23 protein-coding genes and 2 tRNA genes are annotated in these 24,561 nt (G+C 47.6%); 11 read left to right on the forward strand and 14 right to left on the reverse strand.

Features of this window, described 5'->3' with window-relative positions:
* Positions 1 to 104 precede the first annotated feature (104 nt).
* Entirely contained in the window at positions 105 to 1,103 is a 999-nt protein-coding gene (locus UM402_RS11230) for a DUF4382 domain-containing protein (RefSeq protein WP_058578406.1), read from the forward strand.
* A 54-nt stretch (positions 1,104 to 1,157) separates the two neighbouring features.
* Here UM402_RS11230 and UM402_RS11235 read toward each other — a convergent pair whose 3' ends face one another.
* Entirely contained in the window at positions 1,158 to 2,378 is a 1,221-nt protein-coding gene (locus UM402_RS11235; RefSeq protein WP_054491309.1) for an Nramp family divalent metal transporter, read from the reverse strand.
* Positions 2,375 to 4,471, reverse strand: a complete 2,097-nt coding sequence (locus UM402_RS11240; protein WP_058578407.1) for a GGDEF domain-containing protein — start codon at positions 4,469 to 4,471, stop codon at positions 2,375 to 2,377. The genes UM402_RS11235 and UM402_RS11240 overlap by 4 nt, the downstream gene beginning before the upstream one ends.
* Before the next feature lie 93 nt (positions 4,472 to 4,564).
* Here UM402_RS11240 and UM402_RS11245 point away from each other — a divergent pair, with 93 nt between their 5' ends.
* The 3 genes from UM402_RS11245 to UM402_RS11255 are packed head-to-tail and all read left to right on the forward strand — an operon-like array spanning position 4,565 to position 8,518.
* Positions 4,565 to 6,406, forward strand: coding sequence for a bifunctional acetyl-CoA hydrolase/transferase family protein/GNAT family N-acetyltransferase (locus UM402_RS11245; protein ID WP_058578408.1), 1,842 nt, complete (start codon positions 4,565 to 4,567; stop codon positions 6,404 to 6,406).
* A gap of 3 nt (positions 6,407 to 6,409) precedes the next feature.
* Complete coding sequence (locus UM402_RS11250; protein ID WP_058578409.1) at positions 6,410 to 7,327, forward strand: histone deacetylase family protein; 918 nt, start codon at positions 6,410 to 6,412, stop codon at positions 7,325 to 7,327.
* Positions 7,328 to 7,372: 45 nt separating this feature from the next.
* Entirely contained in the window at positions 7,373 to 8,518 is a 1,146-nt protein-coding gene (locus UM402_RS11255; protein ID WP_058578410.1) for a dicarboxylate/amino acid:cation symporter, read from the forward strand.
* Here UM402_RS11255 and UM402_RS11260 read toward each other — a convergent pair.
* The 5 genes from UM402_RS11260 to orn form a co-directional block, all read right to left on the reverse strand.
* Positions 8,515 to 9,834 carry a type II toxin-antitoxin system HipA family toxin gene (locus tag UM402_RS11260; RefSeq protein ID WP_058578411.1) on the reverse strand — a complete coding sequence of 440 codons (1,320 nt, stop codon included), beginning with the start codon at positions 9,832 to 9,834 and terminating at the stop codon, positions 8,515 to 8,517. The genes UM402_RS11255 and UM402_RS11260 overlap by 4 nt on opposite strands.
* The gene (locus UM402_RS11265) at positions 9,834 to 10,079 is read right to left on the reverse strand and encodes a helix-turn-helix domain-containing protein (RefSeq protein WP_054491303.1); all 246 of its coding nucleotides are present in this window, start codon (positions 10,077 to 10,079) and stop codon (positions 9,834 to 9,836) included. Before UM402_RS11265 ends, UM402_RS11260 begins: the two co-directional genes overlap by 1 nt.
* Before the next feature lie 166 nt (positions 10,080 to 10,245).
* Positions 10,246 to 10,321: transfer RNA gene (locus tag UM402_RS11270), tRNA-Gly, on the reverse strand.
* Positions 10,322 to 10,359: 38 nt separating this feature from the next.
* A tRNA-Gly gene (locus UM402_RS11275) sits at positions 10,360 to 10,435 on the reverse strand.
* Between the two features lie 68 nt (positions 10,436 to 10,503).
* Entirely contained in the window at positions 10,504 to 11,055 is a 552-nt protein-coding gene (orn, locus tag UM402_RS11280) for an oligoribonuclease (protein WP_058578412.1), read from the reverse strand.
* A 69-nt stretch (positions 11,056 to 11,124) separates the two neighbouring features.
* Between orn and rsgA the strand changes: the two genes are divergently transcribed.
* From rsgA to UM402_RS11295, 3 genes are read left to right on the forward strand one after another with little or no spacing between them, the layout of a single operon-like run.
* Positions 11,125 to 12,168: a small ribosomal subunit biogenesis GTPase RsgA gene (gene rsgA / locus UM402_RS11285; protein ID WP_058578413.1), complete on the forward strand. Its 1,044-nt coding sequence runs from the start codon at positions 11,125 to 11,127 to the stop codon at positions 12,166 to 12,168.
* 44 nt (positions 12,169 to 12,212) lie between these two features.
* A complete protein-coding gene (gene asd, locus UM402_RS11290; protein ID WP_058578611.1) occupies positions 12,213 to 13,061 on the forward strand; it encodes an archaetidylserine decarboxylase in 849 nt (282 codons plus the stop codon).
* Positions 13,058 to 13,786, forward strand: a complete 729-nt coding sequence (locus UM402_RS11295) for a glycerophosphodiester phosphodiesterase (protein ID WP_058578414.1) — start codon at positions 13,058 to 13,060, stop codon at positions 13,784 to 13,786. Before asd ends, UM402_RS11295 begins: the two co-directional genes overlap by 4 nt.
* Here the strand turns inward: UM402_RS11295 and UM402_RS11300 are convergent.
* The 4 genes from UM402_RS11300 to nudC form a co-directional block, all read right to left on the reverse strand.
* The gene (locus UM402_RS11300) at positions 13,783 to 16,881 is read right to left on the reverse strand and encodes an efflux RND transporter permease subunit (protein ID WP_058578415.1); all 3,099 of its coding nucleotides are present in this window, start codon (positions 16,879 to 16,881) and stop codon (positions 13,783 to 13,785) included. The genes UM402_RS11295 and UM402_RS11300 overlap by 4 nt on opposite strands.
* 3 nt (positions 16,882 to 16,884) lie before the next feature.
* Positions 16,885 to 17,940, reverse strand: a complete 1,056-nt coding sequence (locus UM402_RS11305; RefSeq protein WP_058578612.1) for an efflux RND transporter periplasmic adaptor subunit — start codon at positions 17,938 to 17,940, stop codon at positions 16,885 to 16,887.
* Between the two features lie 157 nt (positions 17,941 to 18,097).
* Positions 18,098 to 19,168 carry a uroporphyrinogen decarboxylase gene (hemE, locus tag UM402_RS11310; RefSeq protein WP_058578416.1) on the reverse strand — a complete coding sequence of 357 codons (1,071 nt, stop codon included), beginning with the start codon at positions 19,166 to 19,168 and terminating at the stop codon, positions 18,098 to 18,100.
* 85 nt (positions 19,169 to 19,253) lie between these two features.
* Complete coding sequence (gene nudC / locus UM402_RS11315) at positions 19,254 to 20,051, reverse strand: NAD(+) diphosphatase (protein ID WP_058578417.1); 798 nt, start codon at positions 20,049 to 20,051, stop codon at positions 19,254 to 19,256.
* 102 nt (positions 20,052 to 20,153) lie between these two features.
* On the opposite strand from nudC, the gene UM402_RS11320 reads away from it, so the two are divergent.
* Positions 20,154 to 20,630 (forward strand): Rsd/AlgQ family anti-sigma factor, encoded by a 477-nt coding sequence (locus tag UM402_RS11320; RefSeq protein WP_053954336.1) that lies wholly within the window; start codon positions 20,154 to 20,156, stop codon positions 20,628 to 20,630.
* Between the two features lie 58 nt (positions 20,631 to 20,688).
* Here the strand turns inward: UM402_RS11320 and fkpA are convergent, their stop codons facing one another.
* The gene (gene fkpA, locus UM402_RS11325; protein ID WP_058578418.1) at positions 20,689 to 21,444 is read right to left on the reverse strand and encodes an FKBP-type peptidyl-prolyl cis-trans isomerase; all 756 of its coding nucleotides are present in this window, start codon (positions 21,442 to 21,444) and stop codon (positions 20,689 to 20,691) included.
* Between the two features lie 94 nt (positions 21,445 to 21,538).
* Between fkpA and UM402_RS11330 the strand changes: the two genes are divergently transcribed.
* From UM402_RS11330 to UM402_RS11340, 3 genes are all read left to right on the forward strand, one after another.
* Positions 21,539 to 22,531 carry a WD40 repeat domain-containing protein gene (locus UM402_RS11330; protein WP_058578419.1) on the forward strand — a complete coding sequence of 331 codons (993 nt, stop codon included), beginning with the start codon at positions 21,539 to 21,541 and terminating at the stop codon, positions 22,529 to 22,531.
* The gene (locus tag UM402_RS11335) at positions 22,531 to 22,755 is read left to right on the forward strand and encodes a SlyX family protein (protein WP_058578420.1); all 225 of its coding nucleotides are present in this window, start codon (positions 22,531 to 22,533) and stop codon (positions 22,753 to 22,755) included. Before UM402_RS11330 ends, UM402_RS11335 begins: the two co-directional genes overlap by 1 nt.
* 61 nt (positions 22,756 to 22,816) lie before the next feature.
* Complete coding sequence (locus tag UM402_RS11340) at positions 22,817 to 23,719, forward strand: phosphoribulokinase (protein WP_053954340.1); 903 nt, start codon at positions 22,817 to 22,819, stop codon at positions 23,717 to 23,719.
* 3 nt (positions 23,720 to 23,722) lie between these two features.
* Here the strand turns inward: UM402_RS11340 and UM402_RS11345 are convergent, their stop codons facing one another.
* Together UM402_RS11345 and UM402_RS11350 are read right to left on the reverse strand one after the other, a co-directional pair.
* Positions 23,723 to 24,127 (reverse strand): OsmC family protein, encoded by a 405-nt coding sequence (locus UM402_RS11345; protein ID WP_322295486.1) that lies wholly within the window; start codon positions 24,125 to 24,127, stop codon positions 23,723 to 23,725.
* 42 nt (positions 24,128 to 24,169) lie between these two features.
* Positions 24,170 to 24,520: a DUF3802 family protein gene (locus UM402_RS11350; RefSeq protein WP_058578422.1), complete on the reverse strand. Its 351-nt coding sequence runs from the start codon at positions 24,518 to 24,520 to the stop codon at positions 24,170 to 24,172.
* Positions 24,521 to 24,561: the final 41 nt, after the last annotated feature.

The following is a 24,561-nucleotide window of genomic DNA, read 5'->3' on the forward strand; positions in this document are numbered from 1 at the left end:
AGCCATACTGAGAATTTGTCAATGAAAATGTTTGTAAAACGCGTTTTAAATAAGTGCGGTAATGCCTATAAATAACAAGAGTTAACTCATAAGGAGGAATGCCCATGCGTTTATTTGCTTACACTACGTTAGCTTTGGCGACAGTAACGCTAGCCGCTTGTGGAGGTTCAGATGATGACCCGACCACACCGGATACTGCTCAGTTTACTTTAGGAGTGAGTGACGCGCCTGTCGATAACGCGGAGTCCGTGATTGCCTGCTTTAATGCCGTGGAGCTCACTGGAAACGGTAATGGAACGCAGACATTTACTGTTGGCGATGATTTAGAAGCGCCTGAAGAGAATGATCTTTGCCTCGACGATGAAGGTAACCCGATTCCTAATACTATAGGCATCGACTTACTTGAATTTACGGGTAACGAGTCGATGGTGTTTCTCGAAAATGCGGAAATTAAAGCCGGTCAATATGGACAGCTCAGACTGGTAATGGCCGATGGTTCGTACATTATGACTGACACAAATGGCGATGGAGAAGCTGAGCAAGTGCCTGTCCAGGTGCCGTCTAATGAACTTAAACTCGATGGGTTCATCGCTGATGCAGGCGGTAACCTTAACTTCACCGTTGAGTTTGATTTGCGCCACGCCATGACCAACCCTGTTGGTCAAGAACACTATATTCTCAAGCCTCGCGGCGTTCGCTTAGTTGATAACTCAGCTGTTGGTCACTTGAAAGGAACGGTCGCGGAAGGGGCTCTGCTGTTTAACGAAGCCTGCACTGTCGCACCTGAAGATGAGTCGCAGCCCGTTGCTTACGTTTACCTTTATGAGGGCAGCGACTTAGAGGCTTCGACATTAGCAGACAACAGCGGTAGCGAAGAGAATGAGCCGTACGCGAGCACAGCGGTTTATTTTGACGGAGTTGATACCTATGACTTTACGATGGGTTTCATTGCGACCGGCGAGTACACCGCTGCGTTAACTTGTAATGATGCGGATGACCCAGAAGCAGATGATGACATAGAGTTTTTCCTAACTGAAAATGTCACCATTGAAGCATCAAGTGAACCAGTAGAACTCGAGTTTATTGGTGCCGCAAGCGAATAACTCATTTCGCAGTTTTAGGCAGCAGGGACGCTGCCTTTTTCTTATTTTAGAGGGCTAAAAAGCTCCGAACGCTGAACCTAAACTTCTGACACTCAGTACAATTGAAATGATAAACACCATTGCCGCTAACAGGTTTTGCCACCAGGAATTGCGATTCTGACCCAATAAACTTCCCCAGCTCAACCACCATAAAAAGCCCACAATAACAGGCAGCAAAATCCCATTAGCGACCTGCGCAAACCAAATAACGGTGACAGGCTCTATGCCAAGGCTGGAAATAGCTACGCCCAACACCAAAATACTCAACCAGACCGTCCTAAAGGCCCTGCTCTTCAAATTCACTGACCACCCCATAATACCATTTAGCGCATAGGCGCTTGCTAAAGGGGCCGTTGTCGCCGAAGAAATTCCCGCAGCAAACAGACCAATTGCCATTAGATACGTTGCGGCATCACCAAACAGAGGCTCTAAGGAGACGGCTAAATCGGCAGCACTGGAAATTGTAATTTGGTGACCAAAAAACGCCGATGCGGCAGTCGCCACAATTGCCATGGATATTAAGCCGCCTAATGGAATGGAAACAAATAAGTCGCGACGAACTGCTGGCAAATCACTGGTTGACTGCCATTTTTTAGAAATGCTGGAGGCATGAAGAAAGATATTATAAGGCACAACCGTTGTGCCAATGAGCGCAACCACAGTAAGCGTCGCTCCCGAAGGCATGCTGAGCACGAAAATACCGTTAAATACACCAGCCCAGTCAGGATCGGTCAAAAAGAACGTACCTAGAAATGCGATACTCATAAGGAGCACCATGGCAATTAACGACTTCTCGATAACCCGAGCATTACCCGACCAAAGTACCAGAAAGGCCACAACACCAATAACCACTGCCCAGGCATTGCTTAGCCATTTATCAACTAATGGCACAGGACCTAGCAGTTCAAAAGCTCCTAAACTCGCACCAGATAAGTTTCCGCCCTGGTAAACGCTGTTGCCAATGGCTATTGCACTGAAAATAAGCAAAAGAGCTAACCACCGCAACCAGCCCGCGGTCAGGTTATTTCGGATATTCTCGCCCAGCCCAGCTTGAGTCACTAACCCAATGCGAGCCGACATTTCTTGCAAGATAAGACAAGCGAAAACAGAAAAAACTAAAGCCCATAACAAAGCATAGCCATAATTAGCACCGGCTAACGACGCCGTAACAACAGTTCCGGGGCCGATGAAAGCGGCAGCGACCAGCGCGCCGGGGCCAAACTGGGACAGCTTCATGAGGGGTCTTGAGGCTCTTCAGGCCCCTCGATGGTTTCCATAGAGATCCATTTATTACTTAATGCCTCAGATAAGTCGGTTTCCAGTATTGCCTGGGCTTCTTCATACGACACATGCAACTCAGTAACCCCACAAGCACGGTTACGTCCGTGCGCTTTGCCCATATACAACGCCATATCAGCAACCTGAAGTACTTTTTCCCAATCCATTTGTTTCTCTGAAACACCCGAGAAAGGTAGGCGAATAAAACCAATAGTGGTTGTCACTGGAATTTCATAACCTTCAAACCTAACAGGCTTTTTAGCCAGCTCATTCAGTATGCGCTCACTCAGCTCTTTTAAGTTTTCATCATCGACATTGCGAACCAAGAATAGAAACTCTTCCCCGCCCCAGCGTATCAGCTTGTCGCTGTCTCGACAGATCATCTGCAGGCGTCGACTGACCTCAGCTAGCACCGCGTCTCCGGCTGCATGACCATACTTATCATTGATACGTTTGAAAAAGTCGAGATCAAGCAGGATTAAGCCATCGGATTGAGTCGCGGCATCACGGCGCTCTCCGTGCTTTTGGCGTTCATCCATTTCCTTTTGCAGTGCGCGCCTATTCCACAAACCTGTCAGAGGGTCTTTCAGCGATTGATCGGCCAACATGCTGTTCGCTGCCTTTAATCGCAAGTTTGCTTTCTGAGCCTTGCGGTACATTATGAATACGAAAACAGTAGCAAATAACGCCACAACACCAAGTAACAACCAAATCATATTCCGCTGTTGGTTGATCTCCAGCAACTGTTCTTTTAGTTCATTTTGCCGTTCTAATAATTCTATTTGTTGTTCTTTGTCTTTAGTTTCATAAAGTTGTTGCAGGTTCGCAAGGTTTTTTTGCTGATCACTCTGGTAGTGCTCCTTTGACAACGCAACCTGCTCTTTTAGTGTTGCCGCTTGTTTCTGATATAAGCCCGCAAATTCGTAAGCCTGGGCGAGTTCACCTAACATCGCTTCCACTTTTTTTGTTAGGTCTTCATCCCTGTAAAATTGAATGGCATCCATCATTTCTTTCAGGCCTGCCTCAGTATTCCCCTGATGCACCTCAACAAACCCTAAATTAAAATGTATAGTTTGAGCCATCCAAACATCTTCAACCTCTTCGGCAAGCTCTAGCGCTTCTAGTAAATGGCTGCGTGCCTTTTCCCAGTCTTGTTCATACATGTAATGATCGCCGAAATTGTTCAAAATTGTCGGCAGCAAATAAATTCGGTCACCACTTTTCGCGGCATCATAAGCCTTTCTTAATGAGTCCAGCGAGGCCTCCCTGCTGCCCATACTGGCTTCTATGTATGATTTCTGAAGGTAGAAGTCTGGTAAATCATAGGTTAATTCATGTTGTTTAGCATTCTCTATCGCTTTATTAATAGTGGTCAGCGAACCCTCCCAGTTTTTCAGCTCCGACTGAATAACAGCGATAGAATAGTCCAAGTACTGCTGACGAATAGGGTTTCTTTCGTTGTTGGTTTCATTCACAGCTTCCTGAGCTGAAAGCAGGTGGCGCAAGGCATCATCGTAGCGGTTCCAATCCGCATAAACACGAGAAATACGGTTATGAGCGAAGTAACGCAACCGGGGCATTCGTGCATTGGCAAGGTGAATCTCAATGTCACTAAGTAGTAGGAATGCTTCACCATACTTACCTTCGTACTGCAGTAACTCTAACTGGGTTGCCAGCGCTTCAACTTTGACATCGGTAATTTCAGTACTGTCAGCAAGGGCAAATAATTTATCCAGTGTTTCAAAGGCAAGTTCTTTATTTTCTTCATAATAGTGCCAATAAGCTTCATAACTCAATGCTCTGGCATGAGTCGCGGCAGGAGTTTCGCTAGAAATTTTTTCGATAACGCCAAAAAGCAAAGCTTTGGAGTCGACGCCTTCTTCACCGCTAGTAGTAAGATACTTGTCGAGCTGCTTTTCCATCGCTATATCAACCGGCACTCCGTTGATATTCTCAATGGGCGCCTGGTTTGCTTTAACGACAAAGCTAAGGAGCAGCAATAATGACAAGGCAGCCCCAAACTGAGTCCATTTATTGTTCTTTTTATGCATGGGTGCGACATCGTTTCGGTTATAAATTAATCGCCGAGTTTACCCGAATTTTAACCATTGCACAAAATATACATCTGCGATAAAACGGATGTTATGGCAGAAACAAAAATTAATTGGTCAAACGTTCTAAAATCGGGGCAGCGCATCTTTATCGGCTCTCATGCTGCGGTGCCAACAGCCTTAATTGACGACCTGATAGAGAACTCAAAAGATCTGCACGATATTGAAATTGTGCAGCTTATGACGCTGTCCGATAACAAATGGGCAGAGCCGCAATATCAGCAACTTTTTAAGGTAAATACCTTTTTTATCGGTGGCGGTACAATTCGCAAAGCTGTCAACGAAGGCCGGGCTGATTACACGCCAAGCTTTATTTCAGACATACCCAACCTGTTCAATAATGGGATTTTGCCACTGGATGCGGCGTTGATTATGGTTGCTCCGGGCGATAAGTATGGCTATCACTCAATGGGTGTATCAGTTGATGTGGTAGCGGCTGCAGCTAAATCCGCAAAAACCGTGATAGCTCAGGTTAACCCGCAAATGCCTGTCACTTACGGACAGTCGTTTTTACACGAAAATCAAATTAACTACTTTTGGGAGCATTCCTCACCCTTGCCGGAACTGGCGCCGCCAGAGCACGACAATAGCAAAATCATTGAGCGTATTGGTCAGTATATTTCCTTGCTCGTCGAGGACGGTGCCACGTTGCAGGTTGGTATTGGCAATATTTGTGCAGCCGCTTTGAGATACCTCAGTAATCATAAAGATTTAGGCATTCATAGCGAACTGATTACCGACGATGTCATGCATTTGATGCTGAAAGGTGTCATTAATAACCGCAAGAAAACCTTTCACCCGAATAAAATTGTGACGAGTTTCTGCATGGGGTCAAAAGCCCTATACGACTTTGTCGATCACAACCCCCACGTAGGCTTTTATCCGAGTGAATACGTCAACTCACCCGCTAATGTCGCACGTAACGATAAGTTAGTGGCGATAAACAGTGCTATTGAAGTCGATTTAACCGGACAAATCGTGTCGGACTCTATTGGACATCAATTTTACAGCGGTATAGGCGGGCAAGTGGACTTCAGCCGAGGGGCTTCCTTAAGTAAAGGCGGTAAACCAGTTATCGCTCTTCCCTCAACCACCAACGACGGTAAAGTCTCCCGCATAGTTCCCTTTATAAGAGAAGGGGCTGGCGTAGTTACCACTCGTGGCCACGTTCACTATGTGGTCACAGAGTTTGGGGTCGCTTCATTGCGTGGCAAAAGTATCCGCGAGAGAGCTATGGAGTTAATTCGGGTAGCTCACCCTAAATTCCGTAGTCACTTATTGCAGGAGGTTCGTAAACACTACTGGGTGCCACATTATCAGCAACAAACGCCGGTTGATGTGCCGGAGCTTGGCGACATTGGCTTTAAAAAGCTGAAAATCAACGGCGAAAATTTCGATCTGCGCCCGCTATACCCATCTGATGAACGTCGCCTGCAGGAATTTTTCTACTCGCACACTAAAGAAACGCTGCAATTGCGCTACAACGCCGTGCCCACTAGCATGAGTCGTGAAAAGTCCTGTAACTTAGTCAGTGTTGATCAATCTAAAGACCTAGCACTCTGTATTGTTCACCAAAAAGGTTCAGCCGTTCAAATTCAGGCCGTTGGGCGTTACTACTACATCGAGTCGCAAAATAGTTGCGAAGTTGCTTTCGTGACCCGCGAGAAATACCAGGGCCGCGGCATGGCGGGCAAACTCTTAGATGAAATGATCCGCATAGCCCGGGAGCGCGGCCTGGACAGTATGCAAGCCTACGTATTAGCCGCGAATAAACCCATGCTGAGTGTGTTTGAACGGGGCGGCTTTAAGCGCTTGCCCAGTGAAGAGCCCGGTGAAGTTTTGCTAAAACTCGACCTTAAAGAAGGCAGTGAATAAATTATGTCGATAGTCGTATTCAGTCACGATGACTGCCTTAAACACATACCCAACGAGCAGCACCCCGAGTGCCCTGCCCGTATTGAAGCTATTAATGACCAACTCATTCGCTCCGGGCTCGACTTCGTGCTTATACGAAAAGAAGCAACAGAAGCGCCCTGGGAAGCTATTCAAGCGGCGCATTCGCAAGCACACATCGACTTTATTCGAGCGGAAATTCCTGAGTACGACCATGAATGGATAGATCCGGACACCTTAGTGACACCAGGTAGCTTAACCGCTGCCTTGAAAGCAGCCGGGGCGGCGGTTAATGCGGTTGACGATGTTATGACCACCCTCAACAAACAGGCTTTTTGTGCCGTTCGGCCACCCGGCCACCACGCTACGCGCTCAAAAGCCATGGGCTTTTGCTTATTCAACAACATTGCCGTTGCGGCGTACCACGCTATTGAAAAACACGGGCTTGAGCGCGTTGCTATTGTCGATTTTGACGTACACCACGGCAACGGTACCGAAGACATAGTTCAGGGTGATGACCGTATCTTGTTCTGCTCGTCATTCCAGCAGGCCTTCTACCCATTCACCGGCGAAGACAGCAGCGCCAGCAATGTACATAACGTGCCACTGCCGGCTGGCTGCAAAGGCGAACAATGGCAACAAGCTGTTTCAGAAAAATGGTTTCATGCACTCGACGACTTCCAACCTCAACTGGTGCTTATTTCTGCCGGCTTCGATGGTCACGCAGAAGACGACATGTCTCAGTTTCTCCTGAAAGAAGAAGACTACCACTGGATAAGCGTTAAGCTGAAAGAAATTGCCGACAAACATTGTGACGGCCGTATCGTATCTACGCTCGAAGGCGGGTATAATCTCAGCGCGTTAGGCCGCAGTGTTGTTGCGCATTTAAAAGGCTTACTCTAAGCGCACCTCTATTCTTAAAACATTCATAAAAAAGAGTCGAATATTATGGGATTAGTTCTTAAGCTTGTGGCGGGTATTGTCGCCGGTATTCTTATTGGGTTGTACATGCCAGAATGGGTTAGCCAAACCCTGCTGACTTTCAAAACACTGTTCGGTCAGCTGCTGTTCTTCACTATCCCATTACTTATTTTGTTCTTTATTACCAGCGGTATTGCGAGCTTACCAAGCAACTCCGGGAAAATGCTGGGTAAAACCTTAGGCATTGCTTATGCCTCAACCGTTACAGCTGGTATTGTTGCGTTTTTCGCTGCCAGCATTGTCGTTCCCTGGCTGACAACCGACGCTCAGAGTGTTTCTACAGAAGCCAAAGCCACTATCGAACCTTTTATTGAGCTGTCGGTTCCACCGCTAATGGAAGTGATGTCCGCATTAGTTCTGGCCTTTATCTTTGGTTTAGGCATTGCCAGTACCAAAGCAGAAAACCTGAAGAAACTGTCGGATCAAGGCCGTGATATTATTGAGCTACTTCTGGTTAAAGTCATTATTCCTTTACTGCCGCTGTATATTGCCGGCATTTTTGCGGAAATGGCCGTTGCAGGCACGGTGTTTAACACGCTGAAAACCTTTGGTGTTATTCTGATACTCGCTGTCGCCCTGCATTGGGTTTACATCACCTCTATGTACATTATGGCGGGTATAAAAACAGGTCGTTCACCGCTGTTTTTAATCAAAAATATGCTGCCGGCGTATTTTACCGCACTAGGTACTATGTCCAGCGCCGCCACTATTCCAGTAACCCTGCAAAGCGTGCGCAAGAACAAAGTCGATAACGACGTTGCCAACTTTACCGTGCCACTTTGCGCCACCGTTCACTTAGCCGGTTCCACCATTACCATTGTCAGCTGTGCTGTTGCGGTTATGGTTCTGCATAATTCCCTCGCCATTCCCGGGTTCTTTATCATGCTGCCGTTTATTTTAATGCTGGGTATTGTCATGTTAGCTGCACCGGGCGTTCCAGGCGGCGCAGTTATGTCAGCAGTCGGCCTACTTGGTTCAATGCTGGGCTTCGGCGAAACAGCAGTCGCCTTAATGATAGCCTTGTACATGGCACAGGACAGCTTCGGTACCGCCTGTAACATTACTGGTGATGGTGCTATTGCGATGTTTGTGGACAGCTCGAAAGAGAGTTAGTCAGCTAAACCATCAAGGCGCGCCAGATGACTCAACGTGCGAGCCTTGATGGTTTCACCAACCGACAACGCCTCTGCCGTTGGCGCGTCCTCTAAGGCCTTATTCAGTGCCGGTTCAGTAAGCTCCAACAGTTCGCCCAATACTTGCTTCACCGCGCTGGCTGACAATCGTAAATAACGGCCATGACTCAACCAATGACGCCCTAAAATGTTGTACCAGCGATAGTGTGTGTTTTTGCTGTGTACTTTCATTGCCATTTTAATCTTCTTCGACTGAATATTACCCTGCCCAAAATAAGGGTAGGCACTCATCACATCGTAGATGGGACACAACTTAAAGCCGTTTGCCTGAAGGTGAATACTGAAATTCTTCGCATGACCATCAATTGCCGCCAGTAACCAAAAAGCGACCTGAGTTTTGAAGAACGTCAACCTATCTTCATGTGGCATTATCGAGCGACTCAACGTATCCATAATGTCCTTTGAGCTAGGCCCCCCGTGTTCCTCGTATTTACTGCCACTAACACGACCTAGCGCTTGGCACATGTCCTCCTGAGGGAGTCGTAATATACGCTCCTTCTCGCTTTCTACCTTCCGGTCAAACCGTTTCACCACTAGCGCTTTTTGGCCTTTAAACATTAAAATATCGGCCTCAGCAACATCAAAGCCGAGATGATGAAGGAAACGTAGGCAAAACCACTCGTTTTCAACGCTATTGCTCATATCCAAAGCCATTTGCGGGTGATGCATAATAGGCGGCTTAAAGATATGCGTTGTCGCGGTCATACCGTGAGGCATACACCATTTTTCATTCCAGTAAGTGAGTGCTGTTTTTTCCTGAGCACCGGCTAAAGAAATTCGAAAGTCGTCATCCTCATTTAAACCTAGCGTATTTTCTACTCGGGTCCTTTTAATTTGCTCTGCAACACCACTTTCAGTTAGTGGTGTTAAGGAAAGCTCTTCAGTGCCTGCATTTTCCGGCGGAGCTACTGTCAGCGAGATTGCACCGATACAATCGCCACCAATTGCTGCAAGTAGATCAAAGGGAGACAGGCTATCGGCGCCCAACCTATCAACAATATGTTTGCGAACAATATCGCTGTCGGGTAACAAATTATCGAAATAAGCGTGGACCGAATCTGTTGTTATCTCTGAAGACTGCAACGGAATACTCAAGGAAATTGGGCGCGAACCTTTAAGGCCAAGCCACTCTTTTTCATATTGAAAGCTTAGCCGACCTTTACGCCGAAAAAGGCGTCCGACTAAAAAGCCATTCATTGAGCAATATAATGTATCCGTCAGTGAGCGCCGTCCCATTAGAAGTCCACCTCCTGACATTGAAGAGGTATGTCATACATTGGCCCAATATCAACTTTCAAATCGAGCATAGCGCAAAGCCTTAAAAGCATATCCGCACTGATTTTATCGGGCTGCAATTCGTACTTAGAAATGTCTTTTTGATAAACACCGAGCCTGTCGGCCAGTTCGGTTTGCGTCCACTTCTTGCTTTTTCGTGCATCGCGCAGAGCCGAGGCGATGTCTTGCGGTGTGTTTATTTTCATGGCTATTTCTAAATTTATACTAATAAAAGGATAAATAAGATATAGACCAAATTTAGTATAAAGTCAAATTATACCTGTTTTGGTATAATCAGGAAGAGGAGTTACTATGCCTTAGAAAAAATAGAAGCCATTCATCAAAGTTATTAGGGAGTTTTAATAAGAAACTTGGAGCGGGAAACGAGATTCGAACTCGCGACCCCAACCTTGGCAAGGTTGTGCTCTACCAGCTGAGCTATTCCCGCATATTGGTACTTTTGCAGTATTCTGGAAAGTCTGACGTTGGAGCGGGAAACGAGATTCGAACTCGCGACCCCAACCTTGGCAAGGTTGTGCTCTACCAGCTGAGCTATTCCCGCTTCGTCAGTGCGGCGTGTATTCTACTGATACCACTGATAAGGTCAATAGTTTTTGCGCTGCAATTGGCTTATTTGCTGAAAAAATGTTCTCTGTAATGTTTCAGCTCATCGATAGACTCTCGAATATCTGCCAAGGCCTCGTGCGCGCCGGACTTTTTGAAGCTATCCGCTACTTCTGGCTGCCAGCGCTTTGCCAGTTCTTTTAACGTGCTCACATCTAGGTTTCGGTAATGGAAAAACGCTTCGAGATCCGGCATGTGACGGGCTAAGAAACGACGGTCCTGGCAGATACTGTTACCACACATAGGCGATACGCCGGCATCGATATGCTGCTGCAAAAATTCAATGGTTGCTGCCGCTGCAGTACGCTCGTTATGCTGACTTTTTTGCACGCGTTCGACGAGACCTGAGCCGGTATGGGTTTTCACATTCCAGGCGTCCATGCGATCGAGGTATTTCTTGGGTTGATGAACGGCAATAACCGGGCCTTCGGCAATTGTATTGAGTTCAGCGTCCGTAACAATGGTCGCTACCTCAATAATGTGGTGCTCTTCCGGCACCAAGCCGGTCATTTCCAAGTCTATCCAAATTAAGCGTTGTTTCTTATCGTCTTCAGCCATTACCCTGCTCTCTCAATGCAATTTGTTGTATGATAGCGTCATTTAAAGCTCGACAACAGGTTATCCCGATTGGCAAAACGCAAACGTCTCAATAAAGGTCAGCAACGCCGTGTGTCGGCGAATCAAAAAAAGCGGCTGAAAGGTAATGACGTCGAATGGAACGACGGCCAGCTTAATGCGCCTGAAACAGGGCGTGTCATTAGCCGTTTTGGACAGCACGCTGACATTAGAGATGAGCAAGGCAACACCTATCGTTGTCATATTCGCCGTGTGGTCGACAGCTTAGTTTGTGGAGACATTGTTCAATGGGCGCGGGCGACGACTGAGCAGCAGGGTATGCAGGGCGTTGTCATCGCAGTACACGAGCGCCAAAGCCTGCTTTCACGTCCAGACTATTACGACGGCTTGAAACCTGTGGCATCCAATATTGACCAAATTTTTGTCATATCAAGCGTATTGCCTAGCTTTTCGGCACAAATTATCGATCGCTATTTAGTGGCGTGCGAAGACATAGGTATTGAGCCTATTATTGTACTTAACAAAGCCGACTTGCTCGACAATATCGATGACGAAGAAAAAGCGCATATTGAGCAACGTTTAGCTGACTATCAGAATATTGGCTACACGGTGCTTCAGGTCAGCAGTACAACCGGCGAAGGGCTTCAAACACTTAGGCAGCGGCTTAAAGACCATGTCTCTATTGTTGTCGGACAATCGGGTGTCGGGAAGTCATCGCTGGTCAATCAGCTATTGCCTGAAGTGAACGCCGAAACCAAACAAGTGTCAGATAATTCCGGACTAGGCCAGCACACAACAACGGTAGCAACCTGGTACGACTTAGCCGAGGGCGGTGCGCTTATCGACTCGCCCGGTATTCGGGAGTTCTCATTGTGGCACCTGGAGCCAGAGCGTGTTGCCTGGTGTTATGTCGACTTTCGTGACTATTTAGGCGGCTGCAAATTCCGGGACTGCAAACATGCAGAAGACCCGGGCTGCGCATTACAAGAGGCTGTCAGCAAGAATGAATTGCACGACTGGCGCCTTTCTAATTATCATCGCATTATTGAAACGATGAAAACACAGAAACCCAGTAGGGTCATTAGAGGTAATTAACTGTGGCAAAAACCGATAAAGCCAAAATATTCTTTCAGCACGTTATGCCGAAGCACCTTATTTCCCGCTTGATGGGAAAATTTGCAGCGGCACGTGCCGGATGGTTCACACAGACATTCATCCGTTGGTTTATCCGTCAATACAAAATTGATATGAGTGAGGCTATTGAAGAGTCACCGCAAGCGTATAAAACCTTTAATGACTTTTTCACGCGCCGTCTGAAGCCCGAACTAAGACCATTAAAGGCGGATGATAACGAGTTGGCACATCCGGTAGACGGTGCAGTCAGTCAGCTTGGCGAAATTAAAGACGGGCGTATATTCCAGGCCAAAGGTCACGACTACTCGTTACAAGAGCTGCTAGGCGGCAGCGAAGAAGATGCCAAACCCTTTATGAATGGCGATTTCGCGACCATTTATCTGGCACCGAAAGACTATCACCGTATTCATATGCCATGCGATGGCGTGCTCAAGAAAATGGTTTACGTACCGGGGGACCTTTATTCAGTGAACCCGCTCACAGCGGCCAATGTGCCCAATTTATTTGCTCGTAATGAGCGTGTTGTGGCTATTTTTGACACAGAAGTTGGCCCCATGTCGATGGTTCTGGTTGGCGCCACTATTGTTGCCAGTATTGGTACAGTCTGGTCCGGCACTGTGACACCGCCAACTGGTGGACGCATTCAAAGCTGGTCTTATCCGGCATCTGGCCCTGCGGCTATACACCTTAAGAAAGGTGAAGAAATGGGTCACTTCAAATTAGGCTCGACCGTGGTGCTGACGTTTGCCAAGGATGCTATAGAGTTTGATGATGACCTTGAGCCTCGCTCTACAACTCGCATGGGTGAGGTCATGGCAAAAATAAAAACAGAAACTAAAGAGAGTGACGATTGATTTTATGGGCTCACCGGGGCGCAAGTTACGAAGCCCCGGAAAACACACTAGCGGCCTTTACGCGCGCCATGGATTCCGGCGTCCATGGCATCGAGCTCGATGTTTACGGCTTTGACGGCGAGCGCTTCGTCTTTCACGACCGCTACCTCGAGCGCCTCACCGCAACGCCTGGTCGCTTAAAAGACTTATCTGCCGAGCAAATAAAGCAGCTAAAAATATTTGGACAACAACCCATACCGACGCTGCGCGATGCCCTTAAACACATTAATGGGCACTGTCATGTGAACATTGAGCTAAAAGGCGACATTCCGACTCGCGAATTGCTTAAAGATGTGGATTTCGCACTAACCAATACGAGCTTTTCGCAAGAGCAGCTTTTGTTTTCATCGTTTAACCATCATTGGTTGCAACGCCTCAAAAAGCGTCGCCCCGACGCCCTTATTGGCGCTTTAAGTGCCAGCTGTCCGTTAACTTACTGTCAGTTTGCGGAGGATCTTAACGCCTATTCCGCTCACTTCGCCGTGGACTTTGTGACTAAAGAACTGGTCGAAGACGGACATGAACGGGGACTTCAGGTGTATGTCTACACGGTCGACGAAAGACACGATATTGAAGAGCTGCACGAAATGGGCGTTGATGGCATTTTCACGAACCATCCAAGCTTTGCACAAAATGTCATTGCCGGCTTAACGACTGCCGGCAATGATCCTATCTTGCACTATTAACTGTGGTGGTCCGGATACTCTTCCTGCATTGACTCCAGCTTGCGCGTAATTGCCATAGGTGAACTGGTCTTCTGAGCCAGTGCAATGTAAAGCGCAGGAATGACGAACAAGGTTAAGAACGCCGATACCGCCACACCGGCAAATATTACCGTACCAATAACCTGACGGCTTTCAGCGCCCGGCCCTGAGCCAAGAATAAGCGGCATAGCACTCATGAGAGTCGTGAATGCAGTCATCACAATAGGGCGCAAACGCTGACGCGAAGCCCGCAGCACCGCCTCTTTAAACTCGACACCGGAGTCACGAAGCTGGTTCGCAAATTCAACAATCAAAATACCGTTTTTGGCAGCCAAACCAATAAGCATGACAATACCAATTTGGCTGTAAATGTTGATACTCATGCCCGTTACGTAAAGACCTATGAGAGCACCCACAATCGCCATTGGAACCGCCAGCATGATGACCAACGGATGTATAAAGCTTTCAAACTGAGCGGCTAGTACCAGGAAGGTAATAACCAACGCTAAGCCGAATACAAAGACGATAGAGCTGCCACTTTCTTTATAAAGCTGCGACTCACCTTTGTAGTCAACAGAAACGTCTTCAGGCAACTTCTCCTGAACCACCCCTTCCAGATAGCTCAAGGCTTCACCCAGCGAGTAACCGTCCGCCAGGTTCGCTTCTATGGTCACACTGCGCATGCGGTTATAACGATTCAGTCGCGCTGAAGTTGCCTGCTCAGTAACGCTGACTAAGTTTGAAAGAGGAATAAGCTCGTCACTTTTGCGCGAACGCACATAGATATTATCGATAGCGCTTGGACTGCGGTAGTCTGCTTTCTCACCTTCGAGCATAACGTCATACTCTTCACCTCTATCAAGATACGTGGTGACACGGCGCTGACCCAGCACGGACTGTAGCGTAATACCAATATCCTGAACCGACACACCTAAGTCTGCCGCACTGGCTTCATCCACTTCAATTAGGAGTTGCGGCAACGTTTCTTTATAGTCGCTGTCCAGGTTTTGCAGCCCTGGGTTCGTTGACGCCTCTTCGATAACGATATCGCGAAACTCCGCCAGGCGCTCATACGTGTTACCTTGCAACACAAACTGTACCGGTCGACCTCCGCCGCCGCTAATGCCACTGCGCATGAAGGCAAAAGCCTGCACGCCAACAACCGAATTAAGCTGCTCTCTCATTTCTTCCATTAAGTCGAAGCTTGACCAGTCACGTTCATCAAATGGCACTGCGCCAACAATGGCGATACCGGCACTGCCGCCCCAACCCGGTGCCCGGACAATTAGGCGATCAATTTTGCCTTCATCAATATAAGGCAGAAGTATTTGCTCAATTTCATCCATGTGTCGTGAGCTCGACTCAAAGCTGGCACCTTCGGCACTGTTTACACGGATATAAAAGGTTCCGCGGTCTTCCGGTGGCGCAAACTCTTGCGGAATAAAACTAAACAAGCCATAAGCAACAACACCTGACATTACGACTAAAACTACCGCCATTAGCGGGCGCTTCACGCTTTTTTCAAGAATGTTGCCGTAGCCGTTTTCCAGCCAGTTAAAGGTCGCATCAAAAGCCCGACCAAACTTACTGGTTCGCTCTTTTTTGCTGAGTACTTTGGAGCTCAACATTGGGGTTAGCGTCAGTGCTGCAATACTTGAGAAAGCGACCGCCGCAGCTATGGCTAAAGCAAACTCGGTAAAGAGCTTACCAATGTTCCCTTCCAGAAACGCCAAAGGTACAAAAACGGAAATAAGCACTAATGTGGTTGCTATAACGGCAAAGCCAACTTCTCGCGCGCCCCGGTAAGCGGCCAACAATGGCGGCTCGCCTTCTTCGATACGTCGGTAAATGTTCTCTAACACGACAATGGAGTCATCAACCACAAGGCCTATCGCCAATACCAGCGCCAGCAAAGTCAGAAGGTTGATAGAGAAGCCTAAGGCAAAAAGCACAATGTAAGAGGCAATTATGGCGACAGGTACCGTTAACGCGGGAACTATGGTCGCCCGTACATTCCCCAAAAACAGGTAAATCACGACAATAACCAGCGACATCGCTACGGCTAAGGTGTTGTATACCTCATCCACTGACCCCTGTATGAATATCGATGAGTCGTAGCTTGGCGCCAAATACATGGTTTCCGGAAGTGTTTCCTGTATGTTCTCCATTTCCCGGTGAACATTATTCACCACTTCCAACGTATTGCCCTTGGACTGTTTAATGATGCCAATACCGACCATATTCACGCCATTACCGCGGAAGTCGGTTTTATCGTCCTCGGCGCCGAGTTCTACCCGGGCAACCTCCCCTAAACGAACAAGGTAACCATCATCGCCCTGGCGTATTACAAGGTTTTTAAAGTCTTCCGGCGCCAGGTAAGCCCGGGCCATTCGAACCGAAAACTCCCGGTCTGTTGACTCAACCTCACCGGCAGGTAATTCAACGTTCTCTTCACGCAACCGATTAACAATATCAGTCACCGTCACACGCCGTGCCGCCATTGCATCGCGGTCCAGCCAAACACGCATGGCATAACGGCGGTCACCACCGATTACCACTCGCGCTACCCCGTCAGCCACCGACAGTCTGTCCACAATGTACCGTTCAGCGTAGTCGGTCAGCTCAAGAATGGACATGCTTTCACTGCGCAGGTTGTACCAAACGACCGTACTTTCGTCGCTGGAGGCTTTTGACACTTCAGGCGGGTCGGCTTCTTCAGGCAGGTTATCGAGCACACGCGATACGCGCTCACGAACGTCGTTCGATGCCGCATCAATATCACGGGTTAAATTAAATTCGATACTGATACGCGAGCGGCCATTACTGCTGCTGGAGCTGATATTTTTAATGCCCTCAATGCCACTGATGCGGTCTTCCACAAGCTGAGTGACCTGCGTTTCCACAACTTCAGCAGAGGCGCCAGGGTAGTCGGTATCAATGGAGACAATAGGGCGATCGATATCAGGGTATTCACGCAGCGGCAGCATCGTGAACGCAACAATACCAAACACCAATAAAAGTATGTTTAGAACCGTCGCAAATACCGGACGTTTAACAGAGAGATCAGACAACAACATAAATTACTCTCCCTGAACGGATACTGGAATTCCGTCGCGAAGGCGAACAATACCTTCAATGATGACTTTATCACCAGGCTTCAAACCATCGGTTATTTCAACAATGCCCGGCTTTCTTCGACCAATGGTCACTTCTTTCTGACGGGCTCTGTTGTCAGGAGTTAACACATAAACATACTGGCGGTTTTGAATAGGAACCAACGCTTTTTCCGGTAACAACATGGCTTCGTCGATACTGCGCAATAGGGTAATTTGCAACAGCATCCCCGGGCGCAAGCGCTCATCATCATTGGTTATTTTGGCTCGAACACGTACAGCTCTGGTTACCGGGTCAATGCGTGCATCAATGCTGGTAATGCGTCCGCTAAAAAGTTCTCCCGGGTATGCCCGGCTGCGCGCCATTACTTCCTGACCCACCGCTATGCTGGCAAAGAAACGCTCTGGCACACTGAAATCGATTTTTATCGGTTTAATGTCGTCTAACGTTGTGAAGACGTCGCCTGGACCTACTAAAGACCCAGGACTGACCTGACGGATACCTACGCGTCCTGAGAACGGAGCGTAAATCTTCATTTCTCGCAACGTGGCTTCTGCGACTTCCAGGTCTGCCTGTAAGCCATTAACTTTTACCTGTTGTTCATCGAGCTGTTGCTGTGACGCTGCATTGCCACGACGCAGCTCACCAATACGATCTAACTGACGTTTTGCTTCGTCTAAGCTGAACTTAATTTGTTGAACACGAGCAACTTCTTTGCGTGCGTTAAGCTCGGCTAAAAGCTGACCCTCTTTCACCAGGTCACCACTGTCGAAGTAGATTTTATCAACCACGTCTTGTGTCTGCGCAGTAATTTCGACAGTTTCATTGGCCATAGCAGTACCCAAAGCCTCGATAGTATCCCGAAACTCACTGACCTCTGCCTGCTGTACCTTTACCGGCACGGCCTGCTGCTCTCCCTGCTCTACCGCTTCTTTTGGTGGAAACCCAAATAAGTAAATTGCTGCCGCTAATAAAACGACAACCACAATGGTAATTGGGTTAATCCAGCTACGTTTCGCCATGTTGACCTCTAAAAGCTTGTGTCCAACGGTTTTAAACATAGCTTATTGTACGAAAAACACCGCCATAAAGGCGGTGCACTTAACGAGGATTATCGGTCTTTAATCGCAAATTCAGTATTTTAGATGCGTTTTTGCCCGAATCTACAAGTCAGGGTGTTTACTTATGGTATATCGGGCTGTGTTTATGAATCGCATCGATAAACGCTTTCGCATGCTCTGGGTTTACTTCCGGGTGAATACCATGCCCTAAGTTGAACACATGACCATTCCCGTGACCAAAGCTTTCCAGTATTGTCTGAACCTCTTGTTCAATGCGCTCAGGCGAAGCGTACAAAACGCTCGGATCCATATTTCCCTGCAAAGCAACTTGTCCGCCAACGCGTGCGCGTGCGTCTGATAAATCGGTTGTCCAATCAACTCCCAGAGCATCGGCTCCTGACGCCGCCATTGCTTCTAACCACTGACCACCATTCTTAGTAAATAACGTCACTGGTACTTTGCGACCGTCGGCTTCACGCGTCAGTCCTTTTACAATTTTTTCCATGTAGGCTAGCGAGAACTCTTTGTAGTCTCGTGGTGACAACACGCCGCCCCAGGTGTCGAAAATCATAACCGACTGCGCTCCTGCGGCTATTTGCGCATTCAAATATTGAGTGACAGAGTCAGCCAGTACATTCAGCAGGTGGTGCATGGCTTCGGGCTCTGCAAACATTAGCTGCTTAACTTTGGAGAAGTTTTTAGTGCTGCCGCCTTCGACCATATAAGTCGCCAGCGTCCAGGGGCTGCCGGAAAAGCCTATCAGGGGCACTTCACCTTGCAGTTCACGGCGAATCATTCTAACCGCATCCATGACATAGCCCAGCTCATCTTCCATGTCAGGTACTGACAAGTTTTTTATCGCCGCCATGTCTCTGACTGGATTTTTAAACTTAGGCCCTTCACCCGCTTCAAAATACAGCCCAAGGCCCATAGCATCAGGAATAGTGAGAATGTCGCTGAATAAAATAGCTGCATCCAAATCAAAACGGCGTAGCGGCTGCAGAGTGACTTCGCACGCCAGCTCCGTATTACGACAAAGCGACATAAAGTCGCCAGCTTCGGCCCGAACTTCTTTATACTCAGGTAAATAGCGTCCTGCTTGACGCATCATCCAAACTGGCGTCCGGTCAACAGGTTGCTTCAATAAGGCGCGAAGATAACGATCATTTTTTAATACTGGAGCCGTCATAACTCATCCATTTTTACAAAATTCTGGCGCGCATTTTAGCAGTGCATGCGCGCGCACTCCATGAAAACTTATAGCTAGCCGGTTTCTACCTCTTTATGGCTATATCGATAAGTGTGCGTGCGATAGTTCCCTGCGGGGGGATTTGAGGTAAGTCATTAATTGGGAACCAGTCTCCGGTAACCAGTTCGTGAGGGTCAATATGCAAATTGCCGGACTCCCATTCGGCGGTAAAGCCCATCATAAGAGAATGCGGAAAAGACCAAGGTTGGCTCATATGATACTGAATGTTTTTCACACGAATACCAGCTTCTTCGTACACCTCACGCTCGAGTGCTTGCTCCAGATTTTCTCCCGCTTCCACAAATCCGGCTAGAATAGAGTAAAGCCCCGCTTTATGTCGTTTACCCTGAGCTAGAAGCAGTTGCTCGCCTTTTGTGATTGCAACAATAATGCAAGGGGACACTCGCGGATAACAGCGGTGCTGACACTGGTGGCAGTGCATGGCAAGTTCCCATTCAACACTTTGCATGCGAGTACCACAGCGGCCACAGAATCGGTGTGTATTCAGGAAGTCGCTGAACTGCCGCGCACGCCCGGCCATCTTGAATATTTCCATGTCATCCGGTTTTAACAGCTGTCGCAACGGTGCAAAATCACCGCCTTTAAACTGCTCATCCATGTAATCCGCCATGACCAGATAGCAGGTTCTTTCGCGAATTTCGCCAATTTCAATAACCTGGTATTGCGCCAAGTCCGGAAAAGCAAGCTCATTAAGCGGCCCAAACGGCACTTCGCCATCGTGAGTCAGAAAAATATGATCGGCGCTGACAACAAACCACCATGCGGGTTCGTCATTCGCTGGAGTTGCGTATAAAGTTGCCATATTTCGGTTCTTTCTTCTGTAAGACGATTTTTGCGTAAAACCTATTGAGTTCTAACGACTGAGAATTTACATTGATGACTGATATCAATAACGGAGAGTATCATGTTAAGCCGTAATGAACAGGCAAAAAAGCGCTGGGGTGGCGCTCATAAAACCATTGATCACTGGCTGGAAGAACGCCAGGACTTGCTGATCAATTACTTTAAACTTGCCGCCTTACCGCCTTATGAAAACAGTCATAAAGGCTTGCCAGACGTTGTTGATATAAGAAACTTCTGCGGTCAGTTAGTTGATTATGTATCCAGTGGTCATTTTGAAATTTATGACCAGATTGTCCGAGAAGCGAGCAGTCAGGGACATTCAGTTGATGACTTAGCAGACGACTTATTCCCGTTAATCTCTGATACAACCGATATTGCATTAGACTTTAACGACAAATACGGCGATATCGATTCTACCAATCATTGCGACAAGTTTGACCGAGACTTGTCTGCGTTAGGTGAAGCCATTGAGCTTCGCATGGAGTTTGAGGATCAATTACTCAACCACTTAGAAGAGCATCAGCTTATAACTGCATAAGCCTAAAACGCACGTGGCCTGACGTTAATTACGTCAGGCCACGTCATATTACAAAGTATTACTGCTCTGTATCGCCTGCCGGCTCTTCTTCAGTATTTTTCACGTCCAACAGCTCTACCGTGAAAATTAGTGTTGAGTTTGGTGGAATTTGTCCGCCACCCACTTCGCGCTCGCCGTAAGCTAACTCTGCTGGAATGACAAAGCGGTATTTCGCACCTTCTTTCATTAACTGAAGACCTTCAGTCCAACCTTGAATAACTCGGTTCAGAGGGAATGAGGTTGGCTCACCACGCTCATAAGAGCTGTCGAATACTTCACCATTAATTAAGGTACCTTCATAATGAACCTCGACCATGTCGGTTTCAGCCGGGCTGTCACCTTCACCTTCTTCCAGCACTTCGTACTGTAAGCCGGACTCAGTCACTTTAACGCCTTCTTTCTTCTTGTTTTCTTCCAGGTAAGCCTGACCTTCTTCAGCCGACTTCTGACCTAAAACGTTTTGGCGCTGCTCCATCACTTCCTGACGCATCGCGTTCAAAATTTCTTCTGCTTCTTCGTCACTCAGCTGAGGGTCGCCTTTAATGGCATCCACGAAACCAGCAATGATGACATCACGTTCAAGAATAAAGTCAGCTTCTTCCTGGCGTTCTAAGTTACGGGCAATAAAGCCACCAACCGATGAGCCCAACGCGTACGCTTGTTTGTCTTTTTCTGTCTGCAACTGAGTGTCGTTTGCCGGAAATTTTTCTTGTGAACAAGCGGCTAACGCCAGGGCGACCGCTGATACTGCCAACGGTTTCATCAGATGTTTCATTGTTTTCTCCAATTATCGTCTTGCATCCTTTCGGACTATGTCATAATAGTGTTAGTGAACAGAACCATACTACACAACCACAGGGGAGTTGCCTATGCCTTTTATAAAGCTTAGCGCTATACTGCTATTCACTTTAGCAGTGAGTGCCTGCCAGCCTTCCCCTGATAAAATTCACAAGAAGGTCCATGCTGAAAATGGCACCTACGCGGCTGACATATCAGACGACGGATCTTACAGCTTAGTGTCTACTGACGAAACCGGCTTACTGTTATGGCCACGCTACGCGAATAACGCAAAGTATCAGTGGGAACACGAAGAAGGTGAAGTCTCACAAATTATTGATGTTGATATTGCCGCGGACAATAGTGTTGCCGTTGCTGCGTCGCGCTATGAATTCTCTATGTGGGATATGAAAACCGGTGAAAACTTAGGTTTTTGGAGCATTGGTAATGGGCGCATTCAGAAAATTGTTGTGAGCAAGTCCGGTGGTACCGTTGTGTTAGGTAAACGTGACGGCACTCAGGTCGCTTTTAACCCGCAGTCCGGCCGCCGCATAGAGTTTTACGGTCATACCGAAGCCGTCAATGCGCTGGATATTTCACCCAATGGTTTTTATGTACTCAGTGCATCTAACGACTACACCGCCATTTTATGGGACACTCGCAGTGGCCAAATTGTGCACCGCTGGGAGTATGAAGGTCGTATGACGCAAGTGGCACTTCACCCCAGTGGCAAGTATGCGTTTGCTGCCGACTCTACAGATAATGCAGTTATTCGAGCATTGCCCGGTGGTGAGGAAGTGAGCCGATTGAAGTTTCCTGACCGGCAACGTATTTTTAGCGCAGCCCGTTTCAGTGAGTCAGGAGACTACTTAATCACCGGCGCCCCTTCGCGTCGCATCGCCATTTGGAACACGGCTACGGGTAAACTGTTAAGTGACTGGCGAGTCGACTTACGAGACGGTGGACGTCCAAGTAACGCGTCGGTTTTAGCAGTGGTTTTCGACGAAGCTGAGAATACCGTCGTCAGCGAAAGCTCAGCAGGTCTGGTTGAATGGTGGGAAATTGACTTAACAGGCAGTAAATAATGGATTTAAAGAAAGTCGAACAACAAATGGCAAACCTGGAAATGCAACTCACTTTTCAGGAAGACACCATTGACTCATTGAATAAATTAGTCACGGAACAAACTCAGCAAATGACTGAAATGCAGCGTCAAATTCGCTGGCTCGGTAAGCGTTTAAAACAAATGCAGGAGCAGAACTCCGACAATTCTGATCCCGCAAAAGAACCGCCACCACCACATTACTAATATTGATCTTGCGGGCTAAGCAACGTATAACAACTGTTCTGTTTTAGTGTGCGGGAATGTTATGTCATCAAAGCATCCAATCATTGCGGTCACCGGCTCATCAGGCGCCGGAACCACCACAACAGGCCAGGCTGTTAGACACATCTTTCGTTCGTTAGATGTAAGTGCTGCCTTTGTGGAAGGTGACAGTTTTCACCGCTACTCCCGACCGGAAATGGACCTAGCCATTCGCAAAGCTCAGGAGCAGGGGCGGCACATCAGTTATTTTGGCTCTGAAGCCAATGACTTTGACCGCTTAGAGTCGCTTTTTCGCTCGTATTCACAAACCGGCCAGGGCAAAATTCGACGTTATTTGCACAGTTTTGATGACGCTGTGCCTTACAACCAAATGCCAGGCACCTTTACCCCGTGGGAAGAGCTTCCGGAAAGCACCGACGCACTTTTCTACGAAGGGCTTCATGGCGGTGTTTGTGGCGACAGCTACGACGTTGCACAGTATGTCGACTTACTTATCGGCATGGTACCCATTGTTAACCTAGAGTGGATTCAGAAGCTCATTCGTGACACTTCAGAGCGCGGTCACTCAAGAGAGGCGGTCACCACCAGCATTGTGCGCAGTATGGAAGACTATATTCATCATATTGTGCCGCAGTTTTCACGCACCCATATTAATTTTCAGCGCGTTCCCACGGTAGACACGTCCAACCCATTCAGCGCAAAAGACATCCCTTCGCTGGATGAAAGCTTTGTCGTCATTCGTTTTCGCGGAATTAAAAACGTCGACTTTCCGTTTTACTTACAAATGATAGAAGGTTCATTTATGTCGCGTACCAATACTCTGGTCGTGCCGGGAGGGAAAATGGCGTTAGCAATGGAGCTTATTTTAACGCCGTTGATTGAGCAAATTATGGATAGAAAGAACCAAGTTCGCCGACAAGTCGACTGGATCTCAAGCCAGCAGTAGCCTTTAAGCTTCCTCTATTCGATAGCTATGAGTGATGTTGACTGAGGCTTCCAGCATTTTAGCCACTGAGCAGTATTTGTCGGCTGACAGTTTGACCGCACGCTCAACATGACTTTCGCTGACGTTTTTACCAACCACCACAAACTCAATATGAATGTCTGTAAAGACTTTGGGCGTTGAATCAGCGCGTTTACCAGAAAGCTCGCAGTAGCATTCGCTGAAGTCCTGACGGGCTTTTTGCAAAATACTGACAACATCGACCGAGGCGCAGCTGCCCGCAGACATCAAGACCATTTCCATTGGGCTTGGCGCTTTGCCTCGAGAGTCTCCATCCATAATGACCTGATGACCGCTGCCGGAGGTAGCTACAAACGTCATGTCCTCATGCCAGCTCACTTTTGCGTTCATCGTATTATCAGCCATTATTGTTCCTTGTCGTTTTCAGTAAGGTTATACGCGATACTCTCGCAGATGCTCGTCAAACAGGTTTTTCACCAGCCCGACAAACTCATCTATGAAAGCTTCCTGCTCTGGGGTTGGATGAGTATCCAATACTTTGGAGAGAACTTCTTCTAAGTCATAAACAATAGTATCTGTTTCGCGAACAATATCGAGCCGCTGCTCCTGACTCAGCTCATTTTGCTCAAAAACCGCCATCATGCTCATGGAAAGCTTTTCTTCCATCAAGTCTCGCAAGGTGTAGTCTGCGGTTTTTTCCTGCGCGCTTTGGTCAGAAAATAACGGTAATTGCCCCGTTAAGTACTGAATCAGCTCAATGTATCCGTCGGTTTCTACTATCATCTGACTCTCTTTACGTATGCGGCTGGACAATCATTCAAATT

The sequence above is a fragment of the Idiomarina sp. OXR-189 genome (assembly GCF_034373425.1).
Classification (GTDB): domain Bacteria; phylum Pseudomonadota; class Gammaproteobacteria; order Enterobacterales; family Alteromonadaceae; genus Idiomarina; species Idiomarina zobellii.